Origin of the sequence: Nevskia soli DSM 19509 (assembly GCF_000711955.1) — a bacterium.
Classification (GTDB): domain Bacteria; phylum Pseudomonadota; class Gammaproteobacteria; order Nevskiales; family Nevskiaceae; genus Nevskia; species Nevskia soli.
The window spans coordinates 40,942-53,911 of sequence record NZ_KL543999.1 but is presented as its reverse complement, the minus strand read 5'-3'; the positions used below and the strand labels follow the sequence as shown (position 1 = coordinate 53,911).

General features: G+C 67.4%; 13 protein-coding genes. 1 reads left to right on the top strand and 12 read right to left on the bottom strand.

Annotated elements, in window-relative coordinates; genetic code table 11:
- Window positions 1–3 precede the first annotated feature (3 nt).
- The 12 genes from BP26_RS0124500 to BP26_RS0124445 all read right to left on the bottom strand — a co-directional run bounded on the left by BP26_RS0124500 (window position 4) and on the right by BP26_RS0124445 (window position 11,882).
- Window positions 4–1,143: an acyl-CoA dehydrogenase family protein gene (locus BP26_RS0124500; protein ID WP_029923182.1), complete on the bottom strand. Its 1,140-nt coding sequence runs from the start codon at window positions 1,141–1,143 to the stop codon at window positions 4–6.
- Window positions 1,144–1,156: 13 nt separating this feature from the next.
- Entirely contained in the window at window positions 1,157–2,035 is an 879-nt protein-coding gene (locus tag BP26_RS0124495) for an SDR family oxidoreductase (protein WP_029923181.1), read from the bottom strand.
- Between the two features lie 3 nt (window positions 2,036–2,038).
- On the bottom strand, window positions 2,039–3,193 hold the full coding sequence (locus BP26_RS0124490) for an acetyl-CoA C-acetyltransferase (protein WP_029923180.1): 1,155 nt from the start codon (window positions 3,191–3,193) through the stop codon (window positions 2,039–2,041).
- A 24-nt stretch (window positions 3,194–3,217) separates the two neighbouring features.
- Window positions 3,218–4,273 (bottom strand): acyl-CoA dehydrogenase family protein, encoded by a 1,056-nt coding sequence (locus BP26_RS0124485; RefSeq protein ID WP_029923179.1) that lies wholly within the window; start codon window positions 4,271–4,273, stop codon window positions 3,218–3,220.
- A gap of 162 nt (window positions 4,274–4,435) precedes the next feature.
- Window positions 4,436–5,602, bottom strand: coding sequence for an acyl-CoA dehydrogenase family protein (locus tag BP26_RS0124480; RefSeq protein ID WP_029923178.1), 1,167 nt, complete (start codon window positions 5,600–5,602; stop codon window positions 4,436–4,438).
- A gap of 14 nt (window positions 5,603–5,616) precedes the next feature.
- Window positions 5,617–6,423 carry an enoyl-CoA hydratase family protein gene (locus BP26_RS0124475; RefSeq protein ID WP_036517969.1) on the bottom strand — a complete coding sequence of 269 codons (807 nt, stop codon included), beginning with the start codon at window positions 6,421–6,423 and terminating at the stop codon, window positions 5,617–5,619.
- Complete coding sequence (locus BP26_RS0124470) at window positions 6,420–7,520, bottom strand: NAD(P)H-dependent flavin oxidoreductase (protein ID WP_029923176.1); 1,101 nt, start codon at window positions 7,518–7,520, stop codon at window positions 6,420–6,422. Before BP26_RS0124470 ends, BP26_RS0124475 begins: the two co-directional genes overlap by 4 nt.
- A gap of 150 nt (window positions 7,521–7,670) precedes the next feature.
- Window positions 7,671–8,852, bottom strand: coding sequence for a lipid-transfer protein (locus BP26_RS0124465; protein ID WP_029923175.1), 1,182 nt, complete (start codon window positions 8,850–8,852; stop codon window positions 7,671–7,673).
- Window positions 8,849–9,283, bottom strand: coding sequence for a Zn-ribbon domain-containing OB-fold protein (locus tag BP26_RS0124460; RefSeq protein ID WP_029923174.1), 435 nt, complete (start codon window positions 9,281–9,283; stop codon window positions 8,849–8,851). Before BP26_RS0124460 ends, BP26_RS0124465 begins: the two co-directional genes overlap by 4 nt.
- Entirely contained in the window at window positions 9,283–10,080 is a 798-nt protein-coding gene (locus BP26_RS0124455; protein ID WP_029923173.1) for a CoA-transferase subunit beta, read from the bottom strand. The genes BP26_RS0124460 and BP26_RS0124455 overlap by 1 nt, the downstream gene beginning before the upstream one ends.
- 2 nt (window positions 10,081–10,082) lie before the next feature.
- Window positions 10,083–10,958, bottom strand: coding sequence for a CoA transferase subunit A (locus tag BP26_RS0124450; RefSeq protein ID WP_029923172.1), 876 nt, complete (start codon window positions 10,956–10,958; stop codon window positions 10,083–10,085).
- A 27-nt stretch (window positions 10,959–10,985) separates the two neighbouring features.
- Window positions 10,986–11,882 carry a VOC family protein gene (locus BP26_RS0124445; protein ID WP_029923171.1) on the bottom strand — a complete coding sequence of 299 codons (897 nt, stop codon included), beginning with the start codon at window positions 11,880–11,882 and terminating at the stop codon, window positions 10,986–10,988.
- A 293-nt stretch (window positions 11,883–12,175) separates the two neighbouring features.
- On the opposite strand from BP26_RS0124445, the gene BP26_RS0124440 reads away from it, so the two are divergent.
- A complete protein-coding gene (locus BP26_RS0124440) occupies window positions 12,176–12,949 on the top strand; it encodes a glucose 1-dehydrogenase (protein ID WP_029923170.1) in 774 nt (257 codons plus the stop codon).
- Window positions 12,950–12,970: the final 21 nt, after the last annotated feature.

Here is a 12,970-nt window from a genome sequence, read left to right as displayed (position 1 = left end):
GGATCAGGCGGCGAGCAGCGCCCGCGCGATGCGTTCGCGCAAGGCATCGGCGTTGCCCAGCCAATGGCTGCTGGCCTGGGCGCGCTTGAAATAGAGCTGGGGGTCGTATTCCCAGGTGAAGCCGACGCCGCCATGCAGCTGGATGGCTTCCTGGGCGCAGAAGAAACAGGTGTCCGCGGCCAGGGTGCGGGCCACGGCGCATTCGATGGCCTGGGCGTCGGTGGTGCTGCCGCCCGCCGCCAGGGCGGCGGCGCCGTACACGGCGGAGCGCGTGGCCTCGATGCGCACCATCATTTCGGCGCAGCGGTGCTTGACCGCCTGGAACGAGGCGATGGCGCGGCCGAACTGCTTGCGCGTGGCGGTATAGGCGACGGTGAGGTCCAGGCATTGCTGCGCCACGCCGAGCTGTTCGGCGGCGATGGCCAGGCGGGTCAGCGCGGCCGCGCGCGACAGGCCGTCTTCCAGGCGCAGGGCGTCGTCGATGCGGTCTTCGGCCGGCAGGGTGACGCCGCCGAGGCTGATGCTGCTGAAACGGCGGGTGGCGTCCCAGCCTTCGAGCGGCTTGATGTCCAGGCCGGAGATTTCGCGCGGCACTGCGAACAATGCGGGCAGGCGCTCGCCCTCGACCCAGGCGAAGATCAGCAGCCAGTCGGCGGCGCCCGCATCGGGTACACGCGGGCAGTGGCCGCTGAGGGTCCAGACCTCGCCCTTGCGGTTGGCCTGCACCAGGGCCGCGGCTTCGTGCCAGTCTTCGACGCCGCTGTCGAGCGGAGCCGTCAGGCACAGCCGGCCTTCGGCGATGGCGGGCAGGAAGCGCCGCCGCGCCTGCTCGCTGCCGAGCTGCGCCAGCAGGTTGGCGGCCAGGCAGACGGTGGAGAAGTACGGGGCGCAGAGGAGCTGGCGGCCCATCTGCTCCAGCACCAGCACCAGCTCCACCGCGCCCAGGCCCAGGCCGCCGTACTCTTCGGCCACCGGGATACCGCACCAGCCCAGTTCGGAGCCGATGCGTTGCCACACGCCGGCGTCGAAGCCGTGTTCGCCGGACATGGCCGCGCGCACCGCGGCCGAGCCGCTCTCTTCCGCCAGGAAGCTGCGGGCGGCGTCGCGGATCATGACCTGGTCTTCGGTGAAGGCGAAGTTCATGCGTGGCGGCTGATCAGGTTCCGTAGACTTTCTGCGGCTTGGGCGCTTCGGCGATCAGCGACTCGACCACCTCGGTGAGTTCGGCCGGCTGCCAGCGTGCCTTCTTGTCGCGCACCTTGCCGGTACGCCAGCCGTCGCCGATGGAGAGCTTGCCGCCTTCCACTTCGAAGACCTTGCCCGTGACGCCGGCCGACAGCGGGCTGCACAGCCACACCACCAGCGGGGCGACGTTGCCGGGGTGGAAGTGGTCGAAGGCCTCGCCATCGGGCTTCTTCATCACGTCGGCGAAGACCTTCTCGGTCATGCCGGTGCGCGCCGCCGGGGCCAGGGCATTGGCGGTGATGCCGTAGCGGCCCAGTTCGGCCGCCTGCACCAGGGTGAGGGAGGCGATGCCGCCCTTGGCGGCGGCGTAGTTGCTTTGCCCGACTGAGCCCTGGAGACCAGCGCCGGAGCTGGTGTTGACGATGCGGGCGTCGACCTTCTGGCCGTTCTTGACCTGGTCGCGCCAGCGGCGCACCAGGATGCTGGCCAGGCAGAAATGGCCTTTCAAGTGCACGCGGATGACGTCGTCCCAGTCCTGTTCGGACAGGCTGGCGAACATGCGGTCGCGCACGATGCCGGCATTGTTGACCACGCCCTGCACGTCGCCGAAGCGCGCCACGGCGCCGTCGACGATGCGCTGCGCACCGTCCATGCTGGTGATGTCGTCGCTGTTGGCCAGGGCCTTGCCGCCGGCCGCCTCGATCTCCTTGACCACGGAAGCCGCGGCCTCGGGACGGATGTCGTTGACGATGACGTTGGCGCCCTCGCCCGCCAGCAACAGCGCGTACTCGCGGCCCAGGCCGCTGCCCGAGCCGGTGACGATGATGGTGCGGTTGTCGCAGATACCCATGGATCAACCCAACCGTTCGATGATGGTGACGTTGGCGACGCCGCCGCCTTCGCACATGGTCTGCAGGCCGTAGCGCTTGTTGGTGCGCTCCAGCTCGTTGAGCAGGGTGCACATCAGCTTGGCGCCGGTGGCGCCGAGCGGATGACCCAGGGCGATGGCGCCGCCGTTGACGTTGGTCTTCTCGTGCGGGTAGCCGATCTCCTTGAACCAGGCCAGCACCACCGAGGCGAAGGCCTCGTTGATCTCGACCAGGTCGATGTCCTCCAGCTTCATGCCGGCCTTCTTCAGGGCGTGGCGGGTGGCGGGGATCGGCGCGGTAAGCATCATGATGGGGTCGTCGCCGAGCACGCTCATGTGGTGCACGCGGGCGCGCGGCGTGAGGTTGTAGCGCTTCAGCGCTTTCTCGGACACCACCAGCAGTGCGGAGGAACCGTCGCAGGTCTGGCTGGAGACGCCGGCGGTGAGCTTGCCGCCCGGCTCCAGCGGCTCCAGGGACTTCATTTTCTCCAGCGAGGTCTGGCGCGGCGTTTCGTCCTGCTCCAGGCCTTCGAGGGGCACGATTTCCTTGTTGAAGCGGCCGGCGGCGATGGCCTTGAGGGCGCGCTGGTGGCTCTCCAGGGAGAACACTTCCATCTCCTCGCGCGAGATGTTCCACTGGTCGGCGATCTTCTGCGCGGCGTAGAACTGCGACACCGGCTGGTCGCCGAAGCGCGCGGCCCAGCCCTTGCTGCCGGAGAAGGGATCGCTGAAGCCGAGCGGCTTGGCGGCGATCATGGCCGAGGAGATCGGGATCTGGCTCATGGTCTGCACGCCGCCGGCGACGACCACGTCGTTGACGCCGCTCATCACCGCCTGCGCGGCGAAATGCAGGGCCTGCTGCGAGGAGCCGCACTGGCGGTCCACCGTCACGCCCGGCACGGTCAACGGCAAGCCGGCGGCGAGCCAGCAGGAGCGCGCGATGTTGCCGGCCAGGGGGCCGATGGCATCGAGGCAGCCGAACACCACGTCGTCGTAGTCTTCCGCCGGGATCGAGGGGTTGCGTTCGACCAGTGCCTTGAGCACGTGGGCGCCGAGGTCGGCGCCGTGGATGTGGGCCAGCTTGCCGCGGCGCTTGCCGACGGGGCTGCGCACCGCGTCGACGATATAGGCTTCTGCCATGTCAGTTTCCGTTTCTCGAATGGATCAGTTGAAGGTGTCGCCGGGGCCCAGTTCCGAGCCCTCGGCAAAGATGAATTTCGCAACCCTGGTTTTATGGAAAGCGCGGTCGCCCCAGGCGGCGTCCAGGGCCCAGGCCCGCTTCATGAACATCTGGAGATCCGCTTCCCAGGTGTAGCCCATGGCGCCATGTACCTGCATGCTGCGCCGTGCCGACAGCCACGCGGCTTCGCAGGCGGCCAGCTTGGCGTGCGACACGTGCACCGCGGCGCGCGGCCGGTTGGTGGCCAGGGCCTGGGCGGCGCGGAACACCACCGGCTTGGCGAACTCGATCTTCACCGCCACGTCGGCGAGCTGGTGCTTCACCGCCTGGAACGAGCCGATGGGTTTGCCGAACTGCTTGCGCTGGGCGCTGTGGTCGATGCCGAGGTCGAGCATGCGCTGCGCCAGGCCCAGCTGCTGCGCGCTGACCGCCAGGGCGGCGCGGTTGAGCACGCCTTCCCACAGGTCGCGGCCGATGCGCGCCGGGGCGACGCGGGTGGCGTCGCTCGGCGTCCACTCCACCTTGTAGAGGCGGCGCGACATCTCGATGCTGGGGTTGAAGGAGAGCTTGACCTGGTCGCGCTGCACCGCGTGCACTTCGTCGTTGTGCCAGAGCAGCAGCAGGTCGGCGAGCTGCGCGTCGGCGACGAAGGGGTTGACCGGGTGGCCGAGGGCGATGCGCGCGGTGCCGTTGGCGATGCGCGGCAGCCAGGCCTTCTTCAACGAGATGTCGCTGGGCAGGCGGGTCAGCAGCCAGGCCGCGAGGTAGGCGGTGTCCGACAGGGAATCCGGGATGGCGTAGTAGCCCAGTTCCTGGTTGATCAGCACCCAGTCCAGGTCGCCCAGGCCGATGCCGCCGAATTCTTCCGGCACCGACAGCGCAGTGATGCCCTGGTCGGCGAGCTTGGCGCGCAGGTCGCGGGAGCGGCCGCTCTCGGTCTCCCAGATCTCGCGCAGCATTTCCGGCGCCGCCTCGACCATCAGGAACTTGCGCACGGCGTCGCGGAAGGCGACTTGTTGTTCTTCGAAGGTGAAGTCCATGTCAGTTAGCCGTTTTGTGAGCCTGCACTAAACACCGTCCGTTCACCCCGAGTAGCACGCGCGTATCGAGGGGGTGCGGTGAAATTTCCGCGCGGCCCCTCGATACGTCCGCTACGCGGACACTCGGGGTGAACGGGGATCTAAGAACCTTGGAACGCACAGCTAAGACCTCGGCAGGCCGAGCATGCGCTCGGCGATGATGTTTCTCTGGATCTCGTTGGTGCCGGCGTAGATCGGCCCGGCCTGCGCGAAGAGGAAGCCGTCCAGCCAGTTGCCGATGTCGCCGGCATCCGGGGCGTGCGGCATCAGTTCGGCGCGGGCGCCGAGGATTCGCATGGCGGTTTCGTGCATCAGCAGGTCCAGCTCGGACCAGAAGATCTTGTTGGTGCTGGCCTCGGCGCCGATCTGGGCGCCCTTGGCCATGCGGCTGGCGGTGCGGTAGGTGGCAAGGGCGTAGGCTTCGGCGCCCATCCAGCTCTGCATCACCGCGTCGCGCACGGAAGGGTCGGCGTCGGCATGCGCCTGGTGGCGCAGGTACAGCTCCACCAGCGACTTCGCGGTCTGCTGGAAGCGGCCGGGCGAGCGCAGCATCAGGCCGCGCTCGAAGCCGGCGGTGGCCATCGCCACCTGCCAGCCGGCGCCTTCGTCGGCCAGGCGGTTGTGCACCGGCACGCGCACCTCGTCGAAGAAGATTTCGGCGAAGCCGGTCTGGCCGTTGAGCTGCTGCACCGGGCGGATGGTGATGCCCGGCAGGTTCAGCGGCAGCAGGATGAAGGTGAGGCCGTGGTGGCGCACGGATTCGGGATCGGTGCGGAACAGGCCGAACAGCCAGTCGGCCCATACCGCGCGGGTGGACCAGGTCTTCTGGCCGCTGATGACGTAGTGGTCGCCGTCGCGCACGGCCTTGCAGCGGATGGCCGCCATGTCGGAACCGGCGCCCGGCTCGGACCAGCCCTGGGCCCAGATGTCCTCGCCCGTGGCCATGCGCGGCAGGAAGCGCTGCTTCTGTTCCTCGGTGCCGTATTCCATCAGGGTCGGCGCCAGCAGGAAGATGCCGTTCTGGTTGACGCGCAGCGGCGCGCCGGCACGCCAGTATTCTTCCTCGAAGATCAGCCACTCGATCAAATCACAGCCGCGGCCGCCGACTTCCTTGGGCCAGGTCACCGCGCTCCAGCGGCCGCCGGCGAGCTTGCCTTCCCAGGCGCGGTGGTCGGCGAAGCCTTCCTCGGTATCGAAGCTGCGCAGCGGCTGCTTCGGCACATGCTGCTCCAGCCAGTCGCGCACTTCCTGGCGGAAGCGCTGCTGGCGGTCCGTGTACTCGAGTCTCACTTGGCAAGTCTCATTTATTTACGAGCCCCCGACGGCCCCTGTGCATCGTTGTTGGTATTGAGCTGCGCCTCGCGCTTCTCGACGAAGGCGCGGCGCGTCTCGGCGGATTCGGCGCTCATGTAAGCCTGCAGGGTGAAGCCCTGCTCCCAGCGGTACTTGTTCTCGAGGTTGCCGTCCTCGATGCCGTTGAGCGATTCCTTGGCCAGGCGGATCATGGTGCCGCTCTTGGCCGCGATCTTGCGGGCGATGGCCAGGGCCGCTTCGCGCAGCTCGGCGCGCGGCACCACCTTTTCGACCGCGCCGAGGCGGTAGGCGTCGGCGGCGGTGATGGGCTCGCCGGTGAAATACATCATGCGCACCTTCTGCACCGGGAACAGGCGCTGCAGATGGGCGCCGCCGCCCATGGCGCCGCGGTCCACTTCCGGCACGCCGAAGGTGGCGTCCTCGGCGGCGACGACGATGTCCGCCGCGCCGGCCAGGCCGATGCCGCCGCCCAGCACGAAGCCGTGCACGGCGACGATCACCGGCAACGGGTTGCGGTGCACCGCCTCGAAGCTGCGGTAGTTGCCGGCGTTGACCGAGACGATGCGCTCCGGATTCTTGTCCAGTTCCTTGATGTCGACCCCGGCGCAGAAGCCGCGGCCTTCGGCGCGCAGCACGATGACGCGCGCCGCAGGATCGTTGCCGGCGCGGATGATGGCGTCGGCCAGGCCGTGCCAGCCGGCGTCGTTGAGGGCGTTGACCGGAGGCCGGTCGATGACGATCTCGGCGATGCCGTCGCTGATGGTGGTGCTGAACTGCCGGCTTGCGGGAACGCTCATGCGGCGGCCTCTGTTTTATTGGTTTGCGCAGTCAGTGCGGCCAGGCGCGCCTCGGCCTCGCCGACGATGGCGGCGATCAGCTCGGCCACGCTGGGCAGGCTGTCGATGTTGGAAGCGACCTGGCCGCTGGGCAGCACCCCTTCGTCCGGCCGGCCTTCGACCATGGCGCGCTGGATCAGCACCGGGGCATTGGCGGCCATCATGGTCTGGATGGCGGAGTCGCCCTCGCCCAGCGCGGTGATGGCGGTGCGCAGCATGTGGGCGATGGACATGCCGGTGTGGGCGCGCCATTGCCAGGCGCTGTTCAGCGCCACGAACAGGCGATGCAGCAGGCCGCCGCTCTCCAGGCGCAGCAGGTAGGGATTGTCGATCATGCGTTGCGGCATGCCGTCGACGGCGGTGGAGGCGCGAATCTTCGCGGGATCCTTCGCGTCGAGGTATTTCTGCAGGGTGGCGCGCGGCACCGGCGACTCGGCGGTCATCAGGAAGCGCGTGCCCATGGCGATGCCGGAAGCGCCGAAGGCCAGCGCGCCGGCCAGGCCGCGGCCGTTGTAGAAGCCGCCGGCGGCGACCACCGGCACCTTCACCGCATCCAGCACCTGCGGCAGCAGCAGCGTGGTCGGCACCGAGCCGGTGTGGCCGCCGCCCTCCGCACCCTGCACGGTGATGATGTCGGCGCCCAGCTCGACGGCCTTCTGCGCGTGCTTGAGCGCGCCGACGGTGGGCATGCACAGCACGCCGGCCTGCTTGAAGCGGCCGATGGTCTTGGCGTCCGGCCCGCGGCCGTAGCTGACGGCGCGCAGGCGGTGCTTGATGGTGAGGTCGATCACCTGCTGCGCGTTCGGCTGGAACATGTGGAAGTTGATGCCGAAGGGGCGGTCGGTGAGCGAGCGCACCTTGAGGATTTCCGCTTCCAGCACGTCGGCCTGGATGGTGGCGGCGGCGAGGAAGCCGAAGCCGCCGGCATTGCTGGTGGCGGCGACCAGCTTCGCGTCCGCCACCCAGCCCATCGCCGTCTGCACGATGGGATAGCGGCAGCCGAGGCGTTCACACAGGACCGTGTGGAGAATGCTGGGCAAGGAGCTTATGCTGTTCATCTCACAAGCACCTAAGTCCGTTCGCCCCGAGTGCGTTGCACAGCAACGCGTATCGAGGGGCCGGTGGTGCGCTGGCCCCTCGATACACCCGCTTCGCGGGCACTCGGGGCGAACGGACATTGGTAATGGGCGTAGAGGTTTGGCTCATCGTCAGCGCTTCACGATCACGGACGAGCCATGGCCGAACAGGCCCTGGTTGGCGGTGATGCCGACCTTGGCGCCCTGCACCTGGCGCGAGCCGGACTGGCCGCGCAACTGCCAGGTCAGCTCGCACACCTGGGCCAGGGCCTGGGCGGGTACCGCTTCGCCGAAGCAGGCCAGGCCGCCGGAAGGATTCACCGGCAGGCGGCCGCCGATGCGGGTGACACCCTCGCGCACCAGCTTCGCCGCTTCGCCGCGGGCGCAGAATTGCAGGTCTTCCATCCAGTCCAGTTCCAGCGCGGTGGAAAGGTCGTAGACCTCGGCCAGGCTGACGTCTTCCGGGCCGATGCCGGCTTCCTCATAGGCCTTGCGCGGCAGCGCGGCGCGGAAGCGCTGCGGCTCGGCGGCGACGGCGGAGTCGGTGGCGAGGTCCGGCATCTCCACCGTGTCGGTGGCGAAGGTCGGGGTCACGGTGGAGACGGCGGCGACGCGCGGCGCATCCTTCTTGCCGATGCGGCGGGCGTAGTCGAGGCTGGAGACGATCAGGGCGGCGGCGCCGTCGGAGGTGGCGCAGATGTCCATCAGGCGCAGCGGGTCGGCGACCATGGCGGAAGCGGCCACGTCCTGCGCGGAGAATTTCTTGCGGTAGCGGGCGTTGGGATTGTCGAAGCCGTGTTCGGCGTTCTTCACCTTGACCAGGGCGAAGTCGTCCTGGGTGTCGCCGTACAGCGCCATGCGGCGGCGCGCATAGAGGGCGAAATAGGTGGGATTGGTGATGCCGACGCGGAAGCGCACCCAGTCCGGATCGTCCGGTCGCTCGCCTTTCTGCGGCGCCAGGAAGCCCTTGGGCGTGGTGTCGGCGCCGATGACCATGGCTACTTCGCATTCGCCGGAGAGGATCTTGGAGCGCGCGGCAGCCAGGGCCTGCGAACCGGAGGCGCAGGCGGCGTAAGAAGTGTTGACCTGCGCGCCCTGCCAGCCGAGGGCCTGGGCGAAGGTGGCGCCGGCGACGTAGCCGGGATAGCCGTTGCGCATGGTGGCGGCGCCGGAGACGAACTGCACGTCGCGCCAGTTGACGCCGGCATCGGCCAGCGCGGCGCGCGCGGCGACGACACCGTATTCGACGAAATTGCGGCCCCACTTGCCCCAGGGGTGCATGCCGACGCCGAGGATGGCGATGTCCTTGTTCAAGGCTTGTTCTCCGGCAGCGGCTTCCACTTCCAGCTGAGCTTGCCGTCGTCCAGCGGCTCCAGTATCAGTTCCACCCGCATGCCGACTTTCAGCGCCTCGACGCCGACGCCGCTGGCGACCTGACCGAGCACGATCATGCGTTCCTGCTCCAGCTCCACCGCGGCGATGCCGTAGGGCACGAAGGGATCGTTGGAGATATAAGGCTCCGGCGGCTTGTAGGCCGCATTGGTATAGGACCAGATGCGGCCGGTGCGCGACAGCTTCACTTCCTCGAAGCTCTCGCCGGCGCAATCCGGATGGCGGCAGAACTTGATGGCCTTGGGGAAGTAATAGGTGCCGCAGGCGGCGCAGCGGGCGCCGAGCAGGTGCGGCTCGCGCTCATCGAGCGTGAACCAGCCTTCCAGCACCGGGGTCTTGACCGGGGTGTCCATCAGGCGGCTTTCCGCGCCGGCGGGTTGTTTTTGAGTATCGCGCCGCGCAGGTTGTGCGGGTCGAGGCGGCCGATGATGGCCAGCTGCTCGGCGGTCGGCAGCGGCGTCTCGCCCATCCCTTCGGCCTGGAGCAGGGGGAAGCCGGTGGCGGCCTGGACCTGTTCGAAGCTGACGCCGGGGTGCAGGGACTTGACCCGGATCGCATGCTGCGGACCGCCGAAATCGAGCACGCAGAGGTCGGTGACGATCAGGCGCAGGTCGAGGAAATCCTGGTTCATGCCCTCGCCCCAGCGCTTGGGGTTGTAGCCCACGCCGGAAACCATATCCACTTCCCCGGCGACGAAGACGCGCGGGCCGTGGTTGGGCACGAACAGGGAGTTGATGTGGTTGATGCTGTTGCCGGGGAGGCCGCGCACGCCCAGCACCGCCGACTTGGGCTTGGCGTAGTCGCCCACCGCCGACAGGTTGGTCTGGCCCCAGCGGTCGATCTGCGTCGGGCCGATCATGGCGTGGCGCTTGCCGCCCCAGACGCATTCGAACACGCGGTCGAAGGACATATAGCCTTCGTACTTGGGCTGGTAGTCGCCGCGCGGGCCGACCGGTACCGGCTCGGATACCAGGAAGGCTTCGCTGTCGGTCATCAGCAGCTCGGGCGAGTGCGTCAGCTTGGCCAGCGAGGCGCCCAGGCGCGGGATGGTGGTGATGCCGGAGGCCAGCACCTCGCCGTTGTCGCGCCAGGCTTCGGAAGCGGCGACGATCATCAGCTCGGCCAGGGTGATTTCAGTATTCGTGGTCATGTTCAGAATACCGGCAGCTTGAGCTTGCCGATGCGCTCGGCCCCACCCACTTTCGTCAGGTACTCGGCTTCGCCGCCCGCGACGAACTCGTCCAGGTATTTGTGCCAGCCGTTGTCCTCGGTGGCGGAGCTGTTGTAGCGCTTGAGGTGCTCCATGTCCCAGCCGTAGTTCGGGCCGAAATAGGTCGGATGCGCGCCGCACGGAGCGTGCACCACGCCGGCGACGAGGTAGCGCTCGTAGGGATTGAGCTTGGCCGTCTCGGCGTCCAGGGCCAGCTTGTCGTGCAGCACTTCGGTGCTGACGTAGCAGCGCCCGGCGGCGCGGGCGAAGAGGTGATCGAAGAAGGTATCGGCGCCGCGCACCAGGGTATTGCCGAGGCGGTCGCACTCGTTGACGTGCAGCAGCGCCGCATCGAGCTTGAGCGCCGGCATGGCGACATAGACTTCGCCGTCTTCATAGGGCGAGGTGATGGTCTTGATCTGCGGGTTCTTCGCCAGCACGTCGGTAGCGAGGCCGACGCGGGTGGGCAGGAAGGACATGCGCATGCCGGCGGCGCGCAGGCCCCACTCGAACATGCCCTCATCCAGTTCCATCACCTCGATGCTGCCGCCCTCGCGTGCCTTGCGGTAGTACGGCTCCAGCGGGATGGCGTCGAGCGTGACGAAGGGGAAGATCAGCTTCTTCACCTTGCCGGCGGCGCAGAGCATGCCGACGTCCGGGCCGCCGTAGGAGACCACGGTCAGGTCTTTCAGGTCGGAACGCAGGATCTCGCGCACCAGGGCCATCGGCTTGCGCCGCGGGCCCCAGCCGCCGATGCCGAGCGTCATGCCGGAGCGCAGCTGGGCGATTGCCGCTGCCGCCGTCAATTCCTTGTTCAGTGCCATTCTTGCTTGGTTCTTTTGGGCTTACTTGAAGCCGACGGAGAAGTCGTGGCCCCACAGGCTCACGGCGGTGGATTCGAAGGCCTGGTGATGTTCCCAGTCGACCATCAGGCCGCCGTAGCCGTATTCGAGGGCGAAGTTGGACGGGGTGTTCATGTAGAACGAGGTCATGCGGTCGTTGACGTGACGGCCAAGCGTGGCCATCAGCTTGACGCCCTGCTTCTGCATGCGGTCGTAGGCACGGCCGACTTCGTCCATGCTCGGCACTTCGATCATGATGTGCACGCAGCCGCTGGGCATGGCCATCTCGAACAGCGCCAGGCTGTGGTGGCGCGGGTTGGCGCAGTGGGTGAAGTAGATGCGCTTGACCGGCTCGTTCGGGTCCGGCGTGAACTTGTGGCGGAAGATGTCGGAGAGGTTGAAGCCGAGCACGTCGCGGAACAGGGCCCAGGTGGCGTCGAACTCCACCGCCGGCAGCACGGTGTGGCCGACGCCATGCTCGCCGGTGACGAAGCCTTCGACGCCGATCGGCGAGACGAAGCGCGCGAAGTCGGTGGTGAAGCCCCAGGACACTTCGTGCAGGTTGCCGGAGGGATCGGTGAAGGACAGCAGGTCCTGCACGCAGCGGGCCTTGCGCTGCGCCTCGCTGCCCTTGGTGGTGGTCACGCCGGCCTGCTTCAGGGCGGCGGCGACGGCGTCGAAGGCGGTCTCGTTGGCCACTTCCCAGCCGGAAGCCTGGTAGCGGTCTTCCTTACCCTTGACGATGGCGATGCGATACTTGCGCTCGTCCAGTTTCAGGTACAGGCCGCCTTCCGGGGCCTCCGCGGTGGCCACGCCCAGCACCTCTTCGCCGAAGTGCTTCCACTTGGAGACATCGGTGCTTTCCGCTACGACGTAGGCCAGTGCGTCGATCTTCACCATGGGGTGTCCGCCGTATATTGATTGGATTGGGTTGGATGACCGCAATTATCAAGACCCGGCGGGGGGTACTGCTTCACCCAATTAGACGAGACCTTTGAGCAGGAATGCTCCACTTGGCTAGTCTCATTGGATGATGAATCGCCTAAGCGAATGGAAATAATGGCGTAACGGATTCTCCCGCCTTGCGCCCCGTCCCCTTTTCCGGCCTTTTCCAGGCCGTTTCCGGATGAAATCGCAGCGAAGCGGAGCGCGCTATCGGCTTTTCAAAACATCCATCAATCGAGGAGCAGCACATGGGCAGGGTGCAGGACAAGGTCGCCATCGTCACCGGGGCCGCCAGCGGCGTGGGCAAGGAAGATGCGATCCTGCTGGCCAGGGAAGGCGCCAGGGTGGTGCTGACCGACGTCAACGAGGAAGCCGGCCGCGCCGTCGCCGAGCAGATCGGGGCCAGGCAGGCGCTGTTCGTGCGCCATGACATCGCCTCCGAGGACGACTGGCTCAAGGTGATGAAGCTCACCCACGAAAGCTTCGGCGGCCTCGACATCCTGGTCAACAACGCCGCCATCCTGGCCTACGGCACCATCGAGGATACCTCCCTGGAGCTGTGGCAGAAGATCCAGAAGGTGAATTCGGACGGTTATTTCCTGGGCTGCAAGCATGCTCTGCTGGCGATGAAGGAGCGCGGCGGCGGCTCGATCATCAACATGTCCTCGATGGCCGGTATCGGCGGCGTGTCCTCGTTCTGCGCCTACAGCGCCTCCAAGGGCGCGGTGGCGGCGATGACGCGCAGCATCGCGGCGCATTGCCGCAGCAAGGGCTACAAGATCCGCTGCAATTCGATCCACCCGGACGGCATCAAGACGCCGATGGTTTCCGGCCTGCACACCACACTGAAGCCCGGGCAGATGCCCTCGGTGCGCGAGAAGGACCCCAAGCAGATCATGGCCCGTTTCGCAGAGCCGCAGGACATCGCCAACCTGGTGCTGTTCCTGGCTTCGGACGAGTCGCGCTTCATCCAGGGCGCCGAGATGCGCATCGACAACGGTTATTTGATGTGGGCGGACTAAATGTTCGTCCTGAACAAGACG